The organism is Pseudomonas sp. NBRC 111119 (genome assembly GCF_001320125.1).
GTDB classification, from domain to species: domain Bacteria; phylum Pseudomonadota; class Gammaproteobacteria; order Pseudomonadales; family Pseudomonadaceae; genus Aquipseudomonas; species Aquipseudomonas parafulva.
Map to the genome: position 1 here is coordinate 1 of NZ_BCAV01000010.1, position 16,865 is coordinate 16,865.

General features: G+C 62.4%; 12 protein-coding genes and 1 pseudogene. 6 read left to right on the forward strand and 7 right to left on the reverse strand.

What is annotated here, in order from left to right; genetic code table 11:
• Positions 1-218: 218 nt before the first annotated feature.
• From APH25_RS05275 to APH25_RS05285, 3 genes are all read right to left on the reverse strand, one after another.
• On the reverse strand, positions 219-1,484 hold the full coding sequence (locus APH25_RS05275) for an OmpP1/FadL family transporter (RefSeq protein ID WP_028633695.1): 1,266 nt from the start codon (positions 1,482-1,484) through the stop codon (positions 219-221).
• Positions 1,485-1,630: 146 nt separating this feature from the next.
• On the reverse strand, positions 1,631-2,113 hold the full coding sequence (locus tag APH25_RS05280) for a hypothetical protein (protein ID WP_060481317.1): 483 nt from the start codon (positions 2,111-2,113) through the stop codon (positions 1,631-1,633).
• A gap of 248 nt (positions 2,114-2,361) precedes the next feature.
• Positions 2,362-2,586, reverse strand: a complete 225-nt coding sequence (locus tag APH25_RS05285; RefSeq protein WP_028633693.1) for a hypothetical protein — start codon at positions 2,584-2,586, stop codon at positions 2,362-2,364.
• Positions 2,587-3,534: 948 nt separating this feature from the next.
• Between APH25_RS05285 and APH25_RS05290 the strand changes: the two genes are divergently transcribed.
• Positions 3,535-3,951 (forward strand): sel1 repeat family protein, encoded by a 417-nt coding sequence (locus tag APH25_RS05290; protein WP_060481322.1) that lies wholly within the window; start codon positions 3,535-3,537, stop codon positions 3,949-3,951.
• Positions 3,952-4,151: 200 nt separating this feature from the next.
• Positions 4,152-5,524 (forward strand): annotated as a pseudogene (rmuC, locus tag APH25_RS05295) (DNA recombination protein RmuC).
• Here the strand turns inward: rmuC and APH25_RS05300 are convergent.
• Positions 5,496-8,972 (reverse strand): hybrid sensor histidine kinase/response regulator, encoded by a 3,477-nt coding sequence (locus APH25_RS05300; protein ID WP_060481318.1) that lies wholly within the window; start codon positions 8,970-8,972, stop codon positions 5,496-5,498. The pseudogene rmuC and the gene APH25_RS05300 overlap by 29 nt on opposite strands.
• A gap of 225 nt (positions 8,973-9,197) precedes the next feature.
• Between APH25_RS05300 and APH25_RS05305 the strand changes: the two genes are divergently transcribed.
• From APH25_RS05305 to APH25_RS05320, 4 genes are all read left to right on the forward strand, one after another.
• Positions 9,198-9,929: a GntR family transcriptional regulator gene (locus APH25_RS05305; RefSeq protein ID WP_028633689.1), complete on the forward strand. Its 732-nt coding sequence runs from the start codon at positions 9,198-9,200 to the stop codon at positions 9,927-9,929.
• A gap of 126 nt (positions 9,930-10,055) precedes the next feature.
• Complete coding sequence (locus APH25_RS05310; protein ID WP_060481319.1) at positions 10,056-11,330, forward strand: MFS transporter; 1,275 nt, start codon at positions 10,056-10,058, stop codon at positions 11,328-11,330.
• Between the two features lie 21 nt (positions 11,331-11,351).
• Positions 11,352-12,185, forward strand: a complete 834-nt coding sequence (locus APH25_RS05315; RefSeq protein ID WP_060481323.1) for an amidohydrolase — start codon at positions 11,352-11,354, stop codon at positions 12,183-12,185.
• Between the two features lie 130 nt (positions 12,186-12,315).
• Positions 12,316-14,193 carry a 1-acyl-sn-glycerol-3-phosphate acyltransferase gene (locus APH25_RS05320; RefSeq protein ID WP_060481320.1) on the forward strand — a complete coding sequence of 626 codons (1,878 nt, stop codon included), beginning with the start codon at positions 12,316-12,318 and terminating at the stop codon, positions 14,191-14,193.
• Positions 14,194-14,200: 7 nt separating this feature from the next.
• Here the strand turns inward: APH25_RS05320 and sugE are convergent, their stop codons facing one another.
• From sugE to rdgC, 3 genes are all read right to left on the reverse strand, one after another.
• Positions 14,201-14,518 (reverse strand): quaternary ammonium compound efflux SMR transporter SugE, encoded by a 318-nt coding sequence (sugE, locus tag APH25_RS05325; protein ID WP_028633685.1) that lies wholly within the window; start codon positions 14,516-14,518, stop codon positions 14,201-14,203.
• A gap of 138 nt (positions 14,519-14,656) precedes the next feature.
• Entirely contained in the window at positions 14,657-15,619 is a 963-nt protein-coding gene (locus APH25_RS05330; protein WP_060481321.1) for a bile acid:sodium symporter family protein, read from the reverse strand.
• A 110-nt stretch (positions 15,620-15,729) separates the two neighbouring features.
• A complete protein-coding gene (gene rdgC / locus APH25_RS05335; RefSeq protein WP_028633683.1) occupies positions 15,730-16,650 on the reverse strand; it encodes a recombination-associated protein RdgC in 921 nt (306 codons plus the stop codon).
• Between the last annotated feature and the right edge of the window lie 215 nt (positions 16,651-16,865).

Genomic DNA, 16,865 nt, shown 5'->3' on the forward strand with positions numbered 1-16,865 from the left:
GCCGGAAGGGCGGAAAGGTGACTAAGCGCCACTTGCGCTAAAGAATGTTTGCTCGTAACACGCGCCTACATTAAAAAAGTTAGCAGTTAGCACTTTAATTGCATCGAGTGGACGCCTGCAGACGCCATAGCCCATTCAGAAAATCTAACTCAGCGCACCCACCCACACGCCAAACAAAAAACCGCCACAAGGGCGGTTTTTCACACATAACGTACCGATCAGAACCGATACGTCAGCGAAGCGCCCAACCCATGAGCACTGTTCTCGTACTTGGCCCGGTAGCTACCCTTGGTCGCACTCACCTGGTTAACCTTCGTGTCCTCTTCCCACAGGTAGGAGTAAGCCACATCAATGGTCATATCATCGTTCGGGCTCCACCCAGCACCCAGGCTGAAGATCTTGCGATCGCCGGTAGGGATGCGTGGCGAACGGTCCTGGTTGTTGGTCGGCGACTGGTCAACCGTGAAGCCGGTGCGCAGCACCCACTCCTTGTTGACCTTGTACGACGCACCCACGGCGTGCGCCCAGGTGTCATGCCAGTTCTGCTCTTCCGAAATCGTCTGGAACGCTGAACCCACCAGCGGGCGGGGGACATCGTTCTGCACCGTGATGTCTTTCAGGCGGCTCCAGCGCGTCCAGGTGCTGCCCGCGTACAAGGTCCACTGGTCATCCAGTTCGTGGGTGACCGACAAGTCCACCGACTCAGGTGTCTTGATTTTCAGGCTTGCATCGAACTTGCTGCCGCTGTACGGCCCGATCAGCGGGGTAGTGACCTTGGTCTTGCCTTCGAGCTTGTAGTCCACCATCGAGTGGTAGGTCAGGCCGATACGGGTGCGGTCGGTGGCCTGCACCAGCAGGCCGATGTTGTAGCCGACTGCAGTATCGTCGCCCTTGATCTTCACCTCACCATCATTGCGCCCCGGGGTGCGCGGGTTGATCAGGTTCGAGCCCAGTTCACCCTTGATACGGTTGATGGTAGGGCCGAAACCGATCGATACCTTGTCGTTGAAGGCATAGCTGACGGTTGGCTGGAAGGTGACGACCTCCACGTGGCTCTTCTTGCCCCAGTAACGTGCAGCGTCGTCGCTGCCGTAATCGGTGACCAGGCCAAACGGCACGTAGACACCGAAGCCAACGCTCCAGTGGTCATCGATAGGTTTGACGTAGTAACCCATGGGTACCCCGACGACCGGTACCATGTCACCGTCGGTTTCCCCCCCAAGATTGCTACCTGGGCCTGAGATATCCGACTTGGCGATGACCGCCGCGCCGCCCACGGTAACCTGCTGGCGCTTGAGGCGGGACATGCCGGCCGGGTTGCCATACACAGTGCTGGCATCTTCGGCAGATGAGGAACGTCCCGCGAAACCTGTCCCCATGCCGCTAACGCTTTGTTCGTTCAGGGCGAAGCCGCTGGCGAACAGTTGGCCGGACGCGAGCGTGACGGCGAGGCTGAGGGAGGTTTTGAGCATGACTTTTTTCATTATTAGAAACTCCTTGGGATCTCCGAGGCGAAAAGCTACCAACAAATTGCGCGGCGCGCTATAGCCGCAAACACCGAAGATAGAGCGGTTTTGTAGGACAATCCGACCAAAATTCCTTTTTTTCTAGCTAAGTTGTAAGACCCTTCTCAAGACAGTTGAGGCAGTTTCTGATTAATGCAGGTCTCCCACGCTTCCGTGAAATCGCGCAGCCGCCCCTGAGGGCTGAACACCTGTCGCCAGATGCGGGCCAGCGCTTGAAGGTCGTCTGCGGGAGGAAGCAGAGGTGCCTGGGCCTCTACCAGCATCCACGCGATGGCGGTGGAGTAGCGCAGGTTGACGGTCAGTTCAAGGTGCGGGCTGCCGAGAAAGGCGTGTTGGCTGGCCAGGCCGCGTACCAGGCTGGCGAGTTCAGGGTCCAGGGCCAGGTATTCGTCCCACACGGCTCGGTGGCGGTGCTCGCCGATACGGTAAAGCCCGTGGCCACGTCGATCGTGCAGTGCAGACCCGAGCGCCGACTGGCTTGCGGCACTGCCGAGCAACAACGCTTCAGCGCTGGCGCAGTGACGGTTCAGGTAGGCCAGAGTGGGCCGAATGACATGCTGACAGAGTTCCTTCGCCGCAATACCCATGATGCCCTCGAGCAGTAAGGGACCGACGGGCGCTGGAGCTTGGCAGCTGGTGAATGTTCAGGCCCGCCGGAAGCGGCAAGCACCGCTCGAGTTGAAGTGTAGTGTGATAATCATGGTGTAAAGGGCTGTTTTTAAATCGATTGCTGCCAGAGTCGACCAGCCATATGCCCTAAGGCAATTACGCTGGGTCTGCTCAGGCAGGCTTGCGATGGGGGTATTCAGCGCTTGAATGGGCCGGCATTCTCCGATCACGCGGTGAGCGACTGGCGTGTCCGGGCAATGATCGCCTGCAGCGGCTCGCTGCGGCTGTACTGCTCAGGGTACAAGCGTTCGGTGTGGCAGGCGATGCCATGTTCGTCCACCAGGGTGAAACTGAAGCTGCCCTTGCGTGGGGCCACGATCAGGCACTTCAGTGGGGAGAAGGCTTGGGAAAGGGTGCCAATGGCAGCCTGAATTTGGTGATGAGTTTGCATATTGTTGGAAGTTTCCTGTGTTGAACACGGGGGTTAGGATCCGTGCATGATAGAAACGTTCCAGTGACGCCTTTATTAAGGGACGAGAGAACCCGACTGGAACAATGCAGCCAGAGGGAGCGCAATCAAGTAGTGGGCGCTTGGGCTGACTGGTAGGTACTTCAGAGGGCAGGCAGCACGCCGGGGCCAGGGTTCTGGGCCATCGGGTGGGATCCTGATCAATCTGTCATGTGATTCATTGGCGTACAGCCTATTGGCTGCCAGGCGAATCATCTAAAGGGCCGGTCCTGGTTTCAGCAGTACGCTGTTGGGGAAGCGAGTCTGCAAGGACACTGTTGGCCAGAATTGACTTTCAGCTTGGTACTAACGAGGGGCACCTTACCGGAGCTTCGCAAGCTTGGCAAGCATTATTATCTGCGAAGCAAGCCGAGCAGTATGTTCGAATTTCCTGAGGCTGTGAAGGGGCTGTAATGCTCCTTTTTGGGGCGGGATCGAGGCATCGGATACCCGAACGGATGTTTTCGCACGGCTTGTGCACATTCGGTGCGGCTCCTGTAACACCCCCGCAACACGCAGCGGAGCCTTCGCCAATGACTTGACTGGCCAGTTAAGTCAATGAAAAAAAACACTATTTTTAACTGGTGAAAAAATCGTCAGTTTGTCAGGAGGCCATATACCACGCGGCTTTGAGGGGGGTGGGAAGGGGTTGTCCACCGAGTTATCCACAGGAACTGTGGATTGTCCCAAGCGCTTGCTCTAGCCCGGGCATGGCGCGGCCAGACGGCCTTCCAACTCGTTTAGATGGGTAAGCCCAGGCCTCCACTCATTACCCTGACTACGTCAAGAAACGATCACATGAAATTTTTTAAAAAATAAGCCGTCGCGTTGGGCCGATGTCGGGAAAAGGAGTAGAGTGGCGCGCTTTTCGATTTGCCTGCCCCTGTTGCCATGAAGTCTCTCGGTAAAACCTCCGTCAACACCGCCCTAGCTGCTGCGCCCCCCACCCGCAGGTTCTCGCTCAAGGTTGCCCTGTGGTTGCTGGATAACCCACGGCTGAATGAAAAGCCCAAGGTCAAGCACCTGGCTGGCCGCTTGCTCAAACGGCCAGCTCGCCAAGGCGTGGTGGTTGCGCAGAGCCGGTTAGGGCAGATGTTGTGCCGCGACTGTGGCAACGCACGCGACCGCCGCATTGGTCATGACCTGCTGCGTCAGGCCGCACGGGGCGGTGATCGCCGGGCCCAGCTGGAATACGCACGTGTTTGCCAGCACAGTGCCCCGGACCAGGCCCGGTTCTGGCTGGAGCTGGCCGCAGGCCAGGGGTCGCATGAGGCCCGCACACTGCTGCAGCAGTGGTTCGGCGCCTGAAGCGAGTCTGGTCGCGCGTAGCGCGGGCAACCCGCCTGCCGGGCTGATAAGCTGCCCCATTTGCCAGAACAGTAATCGGGGTAAGCATGACAGTTGATCTGGCCAGTGTCCTGCTGGGTTTGGTGGCGGGGGTGGTGCCTGGCCTGGTGTGGGCCATGCAGCTACAGCGTGGGCAGGGGGCGCGGCACGCAGCGCAGGCACTGCTGGAAGAGCGCCTCAACGCAGCCCTGCTGGCCCAGGCCGGTCTGCAGGCGCAACTGGACGCCAGCCGTGACGAGGTCAGCGACCTCAGCGAAGCCAACACCGCCAAGCAGGCGCAGCTCGCCGCCCAGGGCCGTGAGCTGGAGTTGCTGCAAGTCGAGCGCGACAACGCCCGCGATGCCTCCCATGCCTGGAACCTGGAACGCGCCAACCGCGAGGCCGAGCTGCGTCGCCTGGAGGCGCAGGCAGCGCGCCTGGAAGCGGAGCTGCGTGAGCAGCAGGAAAGCCATCAGCAGCGCCTGGAGGACCTGCAGGAGGCCCGGGAAACGTTGCGTGCCCAGTTCGCCGACATGGCCACAAAAATTTTCGACGAGCGCGAACAGCGTTTTGCCCAAACCAGCCAACAGCACCTGGGGCAATTGCTCGACCCGCTCAAGGAACGTATCCAGTCGTTCGAGAAGCGCGTGGAGGAAAGCTACCAGCAGGAAGCTCGTGAGCGTTTCTCGCTTGGCAAGGAGCTGGAGCGCCTGCAACAGCTCAACCTGCGCCTGTCAGACGAAGCCACCAACCTGACCCAGGCGTTGAAAGGGCAGAAACCCAGGGCAACTGGGGTGAGCTGATTCTGGAGCGGGTGCTCGAGCACGCCGGCCTTGAGAAGGGCCGCGAGTACCAGACCCAGGTGAGCCTCAAGAGCGCCGATGGCGAGCGCTTTCAGCCCGACGTGCTGATCATGCTGCCCGGCGACAAGCAGGTGGTGGTGGATGCCAAGGTCAGCCTCACCGCCTACCAGCAGTACGTGGCTGGCAACGACGAAGCGGCGCTCAAGCAACATGTGCAATCGCTGCGCAGCCACGTCAAAGGGCTGTCCAGCAAGGACTACAGCCGGCTCGAAGGCTTGCACAGCCTCGATTTCGTGCTGCTGTTCGTGCCTATCGAGGCGGCGTTCTCTGCCGCTCTGCAGGCAGAGCCGAACCTGTTCCAGGAGGCCTTCGACCGGCAGATCGTGATTGTCAGCCCAACCACCCTGCTGGCCACCCTGCGCGTCATCGACAGCCTGTGGAAGCAGGAGCGTCAGGGCCAGAACGCCCGCGAAATCGCCGAGCGCGCCGGGTGGCTGTACGACAAGTTCGTGCTGTTCATCCAGGACCTGGACGAGCTGGGCAGCCGCCTGCAACAAGTGGACAAGGCCTACGCCGCCGCGCGCAACAAGCTGTGCGAGGGGCGCGGCAACCTGGTCAGCCGCAGCGAGCAGCTCAAGTTGCTGGGGGCCAGGGCCAGCAAGAGCCTGCCACCCAGCTTGCTGGAGCGGGCCCTGAGCGATGAGGCGGTGCCGGGGGAAGCGCTTACTGAACCAGGCTCAGATGACGGTTGAGCAGGGCCCGCAGCGCCGCTGGCTTGACCGGCTTGGCCAGGAAGTCCAGGCCCGCAGCATGAACCAGCCCGAGGGTTTCCTTGCTGCCATCGGCACTGATCACCACCCCCGGTACCGGTTCGCCCAGCCGGGCCCGTAGCCAGCCCATCAGGCCGGTGCCGGTGTCGCCGTCATCCAGGTGGTAGTCCACCAGGGCCAGGTGCGGGCGCATGCCGTCTGCCAGCAGCGCTTCGCATTCGGCACGGCTGCGGGCCGTCCACACCTGGCAGCCCCAGCGGCTGAGCAGGCTATTCATGCCAATCAGAATGCTGTCTTCATTGTCCACGCACAGTACCTGCAGGCCAGCCAGCGGCTCGCTGCGTTGTTCCAGCGGCGCGGTTGTGGCCGCTGCGGCCTGGCGGGCGATGGGGACGCTGACACGGAACACCGTGCCCTTACCAGGCCACGAGCGCACCTCCAGGGAGTGCCCCAGTACCCGGCACAGGCCGTCGGCGATCGCCAGGCCCAGGCCCAAGCCTTTTTCGGCACGGGTCTGGTGGCTGTCCAGGCGCTTGAATTCCTGGAAGATCACCTGCAGCTTGTCATCGGCGATACCTGGGCCACGGTCCCACACCTCCAGCCACAGCCGCTCGCCCTGGCGACGGGCGCCCAGCAAGATCGGGCTTTTGCCGTAGCGAAGGGCATTGGTGAGGAAGTTTTGCAGCACCCGGCGCAGCAGTTTCATATCGCTGTCCACCCGCAGGCGGCTGCCGCGCAGACGGAACTCCAGGCCTTTTTCGGCAGCCAGCACCTTGAACTCGGCACCCAGTGTGTCGAACAGTTCGTTAAGGGCGAATGGCTTGGCGTCCGGGGTGATCTTGCCGTTTTCCAGCCGTGAGATATCCAGCAGGTCGCTGATCAGCTCCTCGGCAGAGCGCAGCGAGCTGTCCATGTGCTGGACCAGTTGCCGGGCTTCCGTCGTCATGCCCTCGGCCTGCTGGGAGAGGGCTGCAGAGAACAGCCTTGCCGCGTTCAGCGGCTGCATCAGATCGTGGCTGACTGCAGCCAGGAAGCGCGTCTTGGACTGGCTGACCGCCTCGGCATGGCTTTTGGCTTCGGTCAGCGCCTGGTTCAGTTGCGACAGCTCATGGGTGCGCTCTGCAACGCGCTGTTCCAGGCCCTCATTGGCGTCCCGCAGCGCCTGCTCGGCTTCGCGGAACGGTGTGATGTCGGTGAAGCTCATCACGAACCCGCCCCCCGGCATGGGGTTGCCGATCAGCTCGATCACGCGGCCATTGGGGAACAACCGCTCGGAAGAGTGCGCCCGGCCCTGGCGCATCCAGTGCAGGCGCCGCGCCACGTGCACCTGGGCCTCGCCGGGCCCGCACAGGCCGCGCTCGGCGTTGTAGCGGATGATGTCGGCGATGGGCCGGCCCACGCTGATCAGCCCCTCCGGGTAGTTGAACAGCTCCAGGTACCGGCGGTTCCAGGCCACCAGGTGCAGGTTCTGGTCGACCACGCTGATGCCCTGGTTGATGTTCTCGATGGCGCCCTGCAGCAGGGCGCGGTTGAACTGCAGCACCTCACTGGCCTCGTCGGCGATGCGCACCACGTCCTCCAGCTGCATGTCGCGGCCTTCGATGGCGGCCTTGACCACAGCCCGCGTGGAGGACGTGCCCAGTACTCCGGCCAGCAGGCGCTCGGTATGCTCGATCCAGTCGCCGTCGGCGTTCTGGTTGGGGTTGAAGCCCTTGCCCTGGCGGTAGGCGAAACGGATGAAGCTCTGCCGGGCGCGCTCCTCGCCGACAAAGCGCGAGGCCAGGGTCAGCAAGTCGTCGATCTGCACCGCCAGCAAGGGCTTGCTGCTGGGGCGGGCGCTGGTTTGCTGGCCGATGAAGCGGCCCGCCTGCCAATGTTCCGACACCCGTGTGCGCGACAGCACCGACACCCAGGCGAACAGTGTGAAGTTGCCGGCCAGTGACAACACCACCCCCTGGGTGAGCGGGCTGATCGGCAGGTTCAGCGGGTTGCCGTGCAGCCACGCCAGCCCCGGGAACAGTTGCAATGACCAGCCAACGCTGTGGGCGGCAATGGGCAGTACCAGGGTGTAGAACCACAGGAAGATGCCGGCTGCCAGCCCGGCAAATACGCCACGGCGGTTGGCCTGCTTCCAGTAGAGTGCCCCGAGCATGGCCGGCGTCAGCTGGGTAACGGCGGCGAACGCAATTTGGCCGATGGTAGCCAGGCTGGCGGTAGAGCCCAGCAGGCGGTAGCTGACGTAAGCGAGCAGCAGGATCACCACGATGGTCACCCGGCGTACCGAAAGCATCCAGTGGCGGAACACTTCGAACGGCCGTTCGGCGTTGTTGCGCCGCAGCAGCCACGGCAGCAGCATGTCGTTGGACACCATGGTCGACAGCGCTACCGCCTCGACAATCACCATGCCGGTAGCCGCGGAGGCGCCGCCGATGAACGCCAGCAGGGCCAGGCTGGGGTGCGCTTCGGCCAGTGGCAGGCTGATGACGAACGAGTCGGACATCACCGTCCCTGGCAACAGCATCTGCCCGGCGAGGGCGATGGGCACCACAAACAGCGCGGCCAGCGCCAGGTACATCGGAAATACCCAGCGCGCCAGGCGCATGTCCTGGGGTTCGATGTTTTCCACCACGGTGACGTGAAACTGCCGCGGCAGGCAGATGATGGCCATCATCGCCACGGCGGTCTGCACCACCATCGACGGCCAGTTGATTGTTTCTTGCCAGTAGTCCTGCAGGTGGATGGATTGCCGCGCCTGAGTGAACAGGTCATCGAAGCCGTCGTAAAGGTTGAAGACCACGAAGATACCCACCGCCAGAAACGCCAGCAGCTTGATCAGCGACTCGAAGGCGATGGCCAGCACCATGCCGCGGTGGTGTTCGGTGACATCCAGGCTGCGGGTGCCGAACACGATGGCGAACACGGCAAGCACCAGGGAAACCACCAGTGCGGTGTCCTGCACCCGGGTACCGGTGGCGTCGGCATTGGCGCCGATCAGCAGGTTCACACCCAGCACGATGCCCTTTAACTGCAGGGCGATATAGGGCAGTACGCCCACCAGGCAGATCAGCGCCACCACCACCGCCAGGGTTTGCGACTTGCCGTAACGTGCGGCGATGAAGTCGGCGATCGACGTGATGTTCTGCTGCTTGCTGATCAGCACCATCTTCTGCACCACCCAGGGCGCAAAGATGAGCAGCAGCACCGGCCCCAGGTAAATGGGTAAAAACGCCCACAACTGCTCGGCGGCCTGGCCGACGGCGCCGAAGAATGTCCAGCTGGTGCAATACACCGCCAGCGACAGGCTGTACACCCAGGCGCGCAACTTCGGCGGCAGCGGCGTGCTGCGGCGGTCGCCGTAGAACGCGATGGCGAACATGATGGCCATATAGGCGAGGGCGACCACGGCGATCAGCCCGCTGGACAACGACATGAAGACTCCGAAGCAAAAAAATTTAACGTGGCCCGATGGGTCAGTCTGGCACGGCCAGCGCCTTGTCGTCAGCGCCGACATTGGTCGCAGTGGCAGGTCGTCGCAGCCCACGGCCGCAGGGGCCCCGATGGCGCCGACGGGCGGAGGATTGACAGGCTACAGGTGAAAGCGAATACTCCCCTCAAATTCATATATATGTCTATATAACAAGATGAGGGCGAAACCATGCACCCCCTGACCGGTGATGCTCGACTGCCTCGCTACCAGCAACTGCGCGACCACATGGTCATGCAGATCGCCAACAATCGCTGGCGCCCGGGTGAGGCAATACCCACCGAGGCGGCGCTGGCTGCCGAGTTCGACATGTCGGTAGGCACCGTGCGCAAGGCCGTGGACGTGCTGGTTGCCGAAGGCGTGCTGGAGCGTCAGCAGGGCCGGGGTACCTTCATTCGGCGGCCACAGTTTCAGTCTTCGTTGTTCCGCTTCTTCCGGTTCGAAACGGCCAATGGCGAGCGCGTGGTCCCCGAGAGCCGCATCCTGGCAATCACAGCCGTACCTGCACCCTCTGCCGTAGCCCAGGCGCTGGGCCTGGGCGCGCAGGCAGAAGTCATCCGCATGCAGCGTATTCGCCTATTGGGGGCCCAACCGGTGCTGGCCGAGGAAATCTGGCTGCCACGCCAGCCCTTCCAGGCCCTGCTGGAGGTCGACCTGGACAGCAAGGGGCCGCTGCTTTACCCGATCTACGAGCACCTGTGTGGCCAAGTGGTGGCCTCGGCCGAAGAAACCCTGACGGCCGAAGCGGTGGACGCGGTGCATGGCCGCTTGCTGCACCTGCCGGCCGACAGCCCGGTGGTGGTGATCGAGCGCCTGGCCCGCGACTATGCCGGCAAACCGCTTGAATGGCGCCGCTCGCGCGGCCATGCGCAGCACTTCCGCTACCGCATCGACATCCGTTAAGCCGGTCGTTCCTGCTTTTACCTGCCTGCGCCCTCACGCCGGGGCGCAGTGGCTTCGCCTGCCCGTTGGCCCATGCAGCAGCAAGGGTGACCGGTTGAAACACACACAACTAGAAGGATAACAATCATGTTCAGCTGGTACCGCCAGATCACCTCACGGGAACGCAAGACGTTCTGGGCCTGCTTCGGCGGCTGGTCGCTCGATGCACTGGAAGTGCAGATGTTCGGCCTGGCCATCCCCGCGCTTATTGCTGCTTTTTCGCTGTCAAAGGGTGATGCCGGCCTGATCAGCGGCCTGACCCTGGTAACCTCGGCCATCGGTGGCTGGCTGGGTGGCACGTTGTCCGACCGCTACGGGCGCGTGCGCGTCCTGCAGTGGATGATCCTCTGGTTCTCGTTCTTCACCTTCCTCTCGGCCTTCGTCACAGGCTTCTACCCGTTGCTGTTCGTCAAGGCCATGCAGGGCTTTGGTATTGGTGGCGAGTGGGCTGCCGGCGCGGTGCTGATGGCCGAAACCATCAACCCCAAGTACCGGGGCAAGGTCATGGGCACCGTACAAAGCGCCTGGGCAGTGGGCTGGGGCCTGGCCGTGGCGCTGTTCACGCTGATCTACTCGCTGGTACCGCAGGAATTTGCCTGGCGGGTGATGTTCTTCGTCGGCCTGTTGCCGTCGTTGCTGATCATCTGGGTGCGCCGTAACGTGCCTGAGCCGGACAGCTTCCAGCGGCTGCAGAAAGAACAGGTTATCCCTGGCAGTTTTTTCAAGTCCATGGCCGGTATCTTCCGCCCTGAGCTGCTGCGGGTAACCCTGTTGGGCGGGCTGCTGGGCCTGGGGGCACATGGGGGTTACCACGCGGTGATGACCTGGCTGCCGACCTTCCTCAAAACCGAGCGCAACCTGTCGGTGCTCAACTCCGGGGGCTACCTGGCCGTCATCATCCTGGCCTTCTGGTGCGGGTGCGTGGTCAGTGGCCTGTTGATCGACCGCATTGGCCGGCGCAAGAACATCCTGCTGTTCGCCGTGTGCTGCGTGCTCACTGTGCAGGCGTATGTGTTTTTCCCGCTGAGCAACACGCAGGTGCTCTTCCTGGGCTTCCCGCTGGGCTTCTTCGCCGCGGGCATTCCGGCCAGCCTGGGCGCGTTCTTCAACGAGCTGTACCCGGCCGATGTACGCGGTGCGGGCGTAGGCTTCTGCTACAACTTCGGCCGCGTGCTGTCGGCGGTGTTCCCGTTCCTTGTCGGGCACATGAGCGAATCCATGTCGCTGGGCGCCGCCATCGGTATCGACGCTGGCATCGCCTATGGCGTGGCCGTTATCGCTGCGCTTTGCCTGCCGGAAACCCGCGGCCGCAACCTGCAGGCCGCCACCACGCCGGACGCTGCCGGTGCGGTTGCCAAGTAACCTGACCTTATTATGAGTGCCATGCCCCACGAACCCGATCTACACATCACTGCCATCGACAGCCATGCCCACGTGTTCAGCCGTGGGCTGGCGATGGCGCAAGAACGGCGTTACGCGCCCGACTACGATGCGCCACTGGCCGAGTACCTGGGCCAGTTGCTTGCCCATGGCTTCAGCCACGGTGTGCTGGTGCAGCCCAGTTTTCTGGGCACCGACAACAGCTACCTGCTGGCTGCCCTGCAAGCTGCGCCTGGCCAACTGCGCGGGGTGGTGATGGTGGAGCCGAACGTGCAGCGCGAAACCCTCGATGCAATGGCCCGGCTGGGCGTACGGGGGGTGCGCCTCAATTTGATGGGGCAGGCGTTGCCGGACTTCTCGACCGGTGCATGGCGGCAGCTTTTCCAGCGGATTGGCGAGCAGGGCTGGCACCTCGAGCTGCATCGACACGTGGCAGACATCCCCGCGCTGGTTCGGGGATTGCAGCCCTATGGGCTGGACCTGGTCATTGACCACTTTGGCCGCCCCGATGCGCGCCAAGGTCTCGGGCAGCCCGGTTTTGCCGAGCTGTTGACCTTGGGCGGGCTTGGCAACGTCTGGGTGAAGGTGTCCGGTATCTACCGCCTGGAAGGCAGCCCGCAGCAAAACCTGGCCTTTGCCCGCCAGGCGTTGGGGGCATTGGAGGCGCATTTCGGTGCCGAGCGGCTGATGTGGGGCAGCGATTGGCCGCATACCCAGCATGAGGCAGGGGTGGGTTTCGCCAGTGTGGTCGGGCAGTTCGACGCACTGGGTTGCGCGGCGCCACTGCGCCAGGCCCTGTTGGTCGATACGGCGCAACGGTTGTTCGGGTTCGACTGACGCCAAGGGTGTGGCGTGCAACTCCCTGGAAACAGGCCTGTCAGTGGTGGTGGCAATTGTGGCTTCATAGAGGCCGCGTGCATCCCAATCAGATAACTGCCACCCATGGCTGAACCCAGGACCAAGGACGATGAGTCACTCCTCGCAATTCACCTTGCTCGGCAAGCGGCGCTTCCTGCCATTTTTCATCACCCAGTCGCTGGGTGCGTTTAACGACAACCTGTTCAAACAGTCGCTGATCCTGGCGATTCTGTTCAAGTTGAGCCTGGGTGATGGCGATCGCTCCATCTGGGTCAACCTGTGCGCCCTGCTGTTCATCCTGCCGTTTTTCCTGTTCTCGGCGCTGGGCGGGCAGTTTGGCGAGAAGTTTGCCAAGGACGCGCTCATCCGCGCGATCAAGCTTGCCGAAATCGCCATCATGTCGATAGGCGCGCTGGGCTTCGTCACCCACCACCTGGCCCTGATGCTGGTGGCCCTGTTCGGGATGGGGACCCATTCGGCGCTGTTCGGGCCGGTCAAGTATTCCATCCTGCCCCAGGCCCTGCGCGAACAGGAACTGGTAGGTGGCAATGGGCTGGTGGAAACCGGTACGTTCCTGGCCATCCTGGCCGGCACCATCGGCGCCGGGGTGATGATGTCCTCCGACGACTACGCCTGGGTGGTGGCCGGCGGTGTGGTCGGCACCGCTGTACTGGGCTACCTGGCCAGCCGCTGGATCCCGCGCGCGGCGGCGGCGTCGCCGCATGCGGTGCTGGACTGGAACATCTTCAAGCAGTCCTGGGTGATTCTGCGCATGGGGCTAGGGCAACCGCCGGCAGTGTCTCGGTCGATCGTGGGCAACTCCTGGTTCTGGTTCGTCGGTGCCATCTACCTCACCCAGATCCCTGCCTACGCCAAGGACTGGCTGCACGGTGACGGCACGGTCGTTACGCTGGTGCTGACGCTGTTTTCGGTAGGCATCGCCCTGGGCTCGCTGCTGTGCGAGCGCCTGAGCGGGCGCAAGGTCGAGATCGGGCTGGTGCCGTTCGGCTCGTTCGGGCTGACCGTGTTCGGCTTGCTGTGGTGGTGGCACTCAGGCGACGTACCGGCGACCGCTGCGCCCCACGACTGGCTGGCACTGCTGGGCATGAGCCAGGCTTGGTGGGTGCTGCTGTCCATTGTTGGTCTGGGCGTGTTCGGCGGTTTCTACATCGTGCCGCTGTATGCGCTGATCCAGGCCCGTACCGCCGAAGACCAGCGCGCCCGCGTGATCGCCGCCAACAACATTCTCAATGCGTTGTTCATGGTGGTTTCAGCGCTGCTGACCATTGCGCTGCTAGGCCTGGCCGGGCTCACCATCCCGCAGTTGTTCCTGGTGGTGTCATTGCTGAACATTGCGGTCAACGCCTACATCTTCAGCATCGTGCCCGAATTCACCATGCGCTTTCTCATCTGGTTGCTCAGCCACTCGATGTACCGGGTAAAGCACCAGGGCCTGGAGCGTATACCGGACGAAGGGCCGGCGTTGCTGGTGTGCAACCATGTGTCGTTCGTTGACGCGCTGCTGCTTGGCGGGGCCATCCGCCGGCCGATTCGTTTTGTCATGTATTACAAGATCTACAACCTGCCGGTGTTGAACTTCATTTTCCGCACCGCAGGTGCCATCCCGATTGCCGGGCGCAGCGAAGACCTGGCGACTTACGAACGCGCGTTCGCACGTATTGCCCAGTACCTGGCCGAAGGCGAGCTGGTGTGTATCTTCCCGGAAGGCAAGCTGTCGGCCGATGGTGAGATCGATGTGTTCAAGGGCGGCGTCAGCCACATTCTGGAACAAACGCCGGTGCCGGTCATTCCGTTGGCGTTGCAGGGGTTGTGGGGCAGCTTTTTCAGCCGTGACCCTGCCAAAGGGTTTTTCAAGCGGCTGTGGTCGCGGGTGACCATCGTGGCAGGCGCCGCCATCCCGGCGGAGGCGGCGCAGCCAGAGGTGTTGCGGGAGCAGGTAAGCCGCTTGCGCGGCGCCATACGCTGACAGGCTGTCAGCTGGCGCTGACTTTGAGGCCCACCAGGCCACAGATGATCAGTGCCACGCTGACCAGCCGCACCAGGGCCATGGACTCACCAAACAGGATGATGCCGGCGATTACCGTGCCCACTGCACCTACGCCTGTCCAAATGGCGTAAGCCGTACCCAGCGGCAGCTCTTTCATGGCCAGGCCCAGCAGGCCCAGGCTGACTGCCATGGCCGCGATGGTGAGGGCAGTAGGCAGGGGCTTGCTGAAACCATCGGTGTATTTCAGGCCAACGGCCCAGCCTACTTCGAACAGGCCGGCAAAGAAGAGGATGATCCAGGACATGATGCGTCTCCATCAGGTGGGATGATGGGGCCGTCCCCGTAATGATCACGCTCGGCGTCGTGAGGTCGTCCTCACTGTGACTTGCATGGTGCCCATCTGCCCGCTTCGGATCAAGAGGGCAGTGGCACGTGGTCCCGCTCAGTGGCCTGCAGTAGGTTCCTGAGGCGCGGCGCCTGCGTCGTCCATGCGCCGGAACCAGGTGGACAACAATGCCCCGGAAATATTGTGCCAAACGCTGAACAGCGCGCTGGGCACCGCTGCCAGTGGCGAAAAATGCGCTGCCGCCAGCGCCGCCCCCAGCCCGGAGTTCTGCATGCCGACCTCCAGGGCCAGCGACTTGCGCTGGGCCAGGGGCAGTTTGCACAGCTTGCCAGTGAGGTAACCCAGCAGGTAGCCGAAGCTGTTGTGCAGGATGACTACCGCCATGATCAGCAAGCCGGATTCGGCAATCTTGGCCTGGCTGGCCGCCACCACCGCGCACACGATCATGACGATGCTCACCACCGACACCAGTGGCAACACCTGTACCGCAGCCTGTACCCGTGCGCCCAGCAAGCGTTGCGCCAGCACCCCTAGCACGATAGGCAGCATGACCAACTGCAAGATCGACCAGAACATGTCCATGAAGGACACCGGCAGCCAGGCCGAGGCCAGGAACCAGATCAACGCGGGCGTGAGCAATGGGGCCAGCAAGGTGGTCACTGCGGCAATGGCCACTGCCAGCGCCAGGTCGCCACGGGACAGCCAGACCATGACGTTGGACGCGGTGCCACTGGGGCAGCAGCCCACCAGAATCACACCCACGGCGATTTCAGGCGGCAGGTGAAACACCTGGCACAGCAGCCATGCCATGCCAGGCATGATCATGAAATGGGCCACCACCCCCAGCATCACGCGCCAGGGTTGGCGGGCGAGGGCGGCAAAGTCGTCCAGCTTGAGGGTGAGGCCCATGCCGAACATCACCAGTCCCAGCAGCGGTACGATGGCCACTTTCAGGGCAATGAACCACTGGGGTTGCAGGAAGGCCAGTACGGCAAATACCAGCACCCACAGGGCAAAGGTGTTGCCGACGAAACGGCTGAGAGCGGCGAGCGCACGCATGGCAGGGAATTCTCCGGTTCAGCTGCAAGTAATAAAGAAGTGGCGCTTTGATCAGCGCCACTCGGGTGTGCTTGTTGTTGTAGCTTGCGGCCCAGGCTGCGCAGGCGCTATCAGACGCCTTGGGGGATTTCTTCGCCGCCCAGGGCTTCGAACAGTGTGGGCAGGAATTCTGCGAAGGTCATCATCATCAGCTGGAAGCTGGCATCGAACTGCTGGGCAGCCTCGTCACCGCCGTCCTGCTCGGCCTGCTCTTGCAGCAGCTCTTCGAACTTCAGGCGTTTGATCACCATCTTGTCGTCCAGTACGAACGACAGTTTGTCTTGCCAGGCCATGGCCAGCTGGGTCACCACCTTGCCGGTGCTCAGGTGCAGCTGGATTTCCTCGCCGGTCAGGTCCTGGCGCTTGCAGCGCACGATGCCACCGTCTTCGGCGGTGTCGCGCAGCTCGCACTCATCCAGAACATAGAAGCCTTCGGCAGCCTGCTGGGACTTGACCCAGTCGGTCATGGTGGCGACCGGGGCGATCTTGACGGTAGCTGGGCGCACGGGCAGCGAGCCCATCACTTCGCGCAGGGTGGATAACAGGTCTTCGGCGCGCTTGGCACTGGCCGAGTTGACCAGCACCATCCCCAGGCGTGGGGCAATGGCGGCGAAGATCATCGAGCGGCGGATGAACGCACGCGGCAGGAACGCCTGGATGATTTCGTCCTTGATCTGGTCGCGTTCCTTTTTGTAAACCTTGCGCATCTGCTCGGTTTCGATCTCTTCGACCTTTTCCTTTACAGCGTCATTGACCACGCTGCTGGGCAGAATGCGTTCTTCCTTGCGGGCGGCAATCAGCAGGTACTCGCCGCTTACATGCACCAGGGGAGCGTCTTCGCCTTTACCGAACGGGGCGACGAAGCCATAGGTGGTCAGCTCCTGGCTGGCACACGGGCGGGCCGGCTTGCTGGCCAATGCGGCTTCCAGCGCTTCAGCCTCGAAAGGCACATCCTGGGTCAGGCGATAGGTGAGCAGGTTCTTGAACCACATGAGGGGGGATCTCTCCTTAATGCATAAGGCGGGCATTATTCTCCGAGCGGCCCCCCGAGGCCAACCCTGTCAGAGGGCCAGTAGTCACTCCAGGGGCAATTAAACCGGCGGTTACGCTAGGTTATTGAAAGGCCTGCGTTTTTTTTCAGATATTTTTCAAAAAGAGCTTGCCAGGGTTGAATGCCCTCCGTAGAATGCGCGCCACACCGAGACGA

What these genes read in the sequence shown, in the direction of transcription:
- APH25_RS05300 (WP_060481318.1), bottom strand. Translation starts at nt 8,972, where the DNA reads ATGTCGTTGTCCAGCGGGCTGATCGCCGTGGTCGCCCTCGCCTATATG.
- APH25_RS05290 (WP_060481322.1), top strand. Translation starts at nt 3,535, where the DNA reads ATGAAGTCTCTCGGTAAAACCTCCGTCAACACCGCCCTAGCTGCTGCG.
- APH25_RS05320 (WP_060481320.1), top strand. Translation starts at nt 12,316, where the DNA reads ATGAGTCACTCCTCGCAATTCACCTTGCTCGGCAAGCGGCGCTTCCTG.
- APH25_RS05310 (WP_060481319.1), top strand. Translation starts at nt 10,056, where the DNA reads ATGTTCAGCTGGTACCGCCAGATCACCTCACGGGAACGCAAGACGTTC.
- APH25_RS05285 (WP_028633693.1), bottom strand. Translation starts at nt 2,586, where the DNA reads ATGCAAACTCATCACCAAATTCAGGCTGCCATTGGCACCCTTTCCCAA.
- APH25_RS05280 (WP_060481317.1), bottom strand. Translation starts at nt 2,113, where the DNA reads ATGGGTATTGCGGCGAAGGAACTCTGTCAGCATGTCATTCGGCCCACT.
- rdgC (WP_028633683.1), bottom strand. Translation starts at nt 16,650, where the DNA reads ATGTGGTTCAAGAACCTGCTCACCTATCGCCTGACCCAGGATGTGCCT.
- sugE (WP_028633685.1), bottom strand. Translation starts at nt 14,518, where the DNA reads ATGTCCTGGATCATCCTCTTCTTTGCCGGCCTGTTCGAAGTAGGCTGG.
- APH25_RS05330 (WP_060481321.1), bottom strand. Translation starts at nt 15,619, where the DNA reads ATGCGTGCGCTCGCCGCTCTCAGCCGTTTCGTCGGCAACACCTTTGCC.
- APH25_RS05305 (WP_028633689.1), top strand. Translation starts at nt 9,198, where the DNA reads ATGCACCCCCTGACCGGTGATGCTCGACTGCCTCGCTACCAGCAACTG.
- APH25_RS05275 (WP_028633695.1), bottom strand. Translation starts at nt 1,484, where the DNA reads ATGAAAAAAGTCATGCTCAAAACCTCCCTCAGCCTCGCCGTCACGCTC.
- APH25_RS05315 (WP_060481323.1), top strand. Translation starts at nt 11,352, where the DNA reads ATGCCCCACGAACCCGATCTACACATCACTGCCATCGACAGCCATGCC.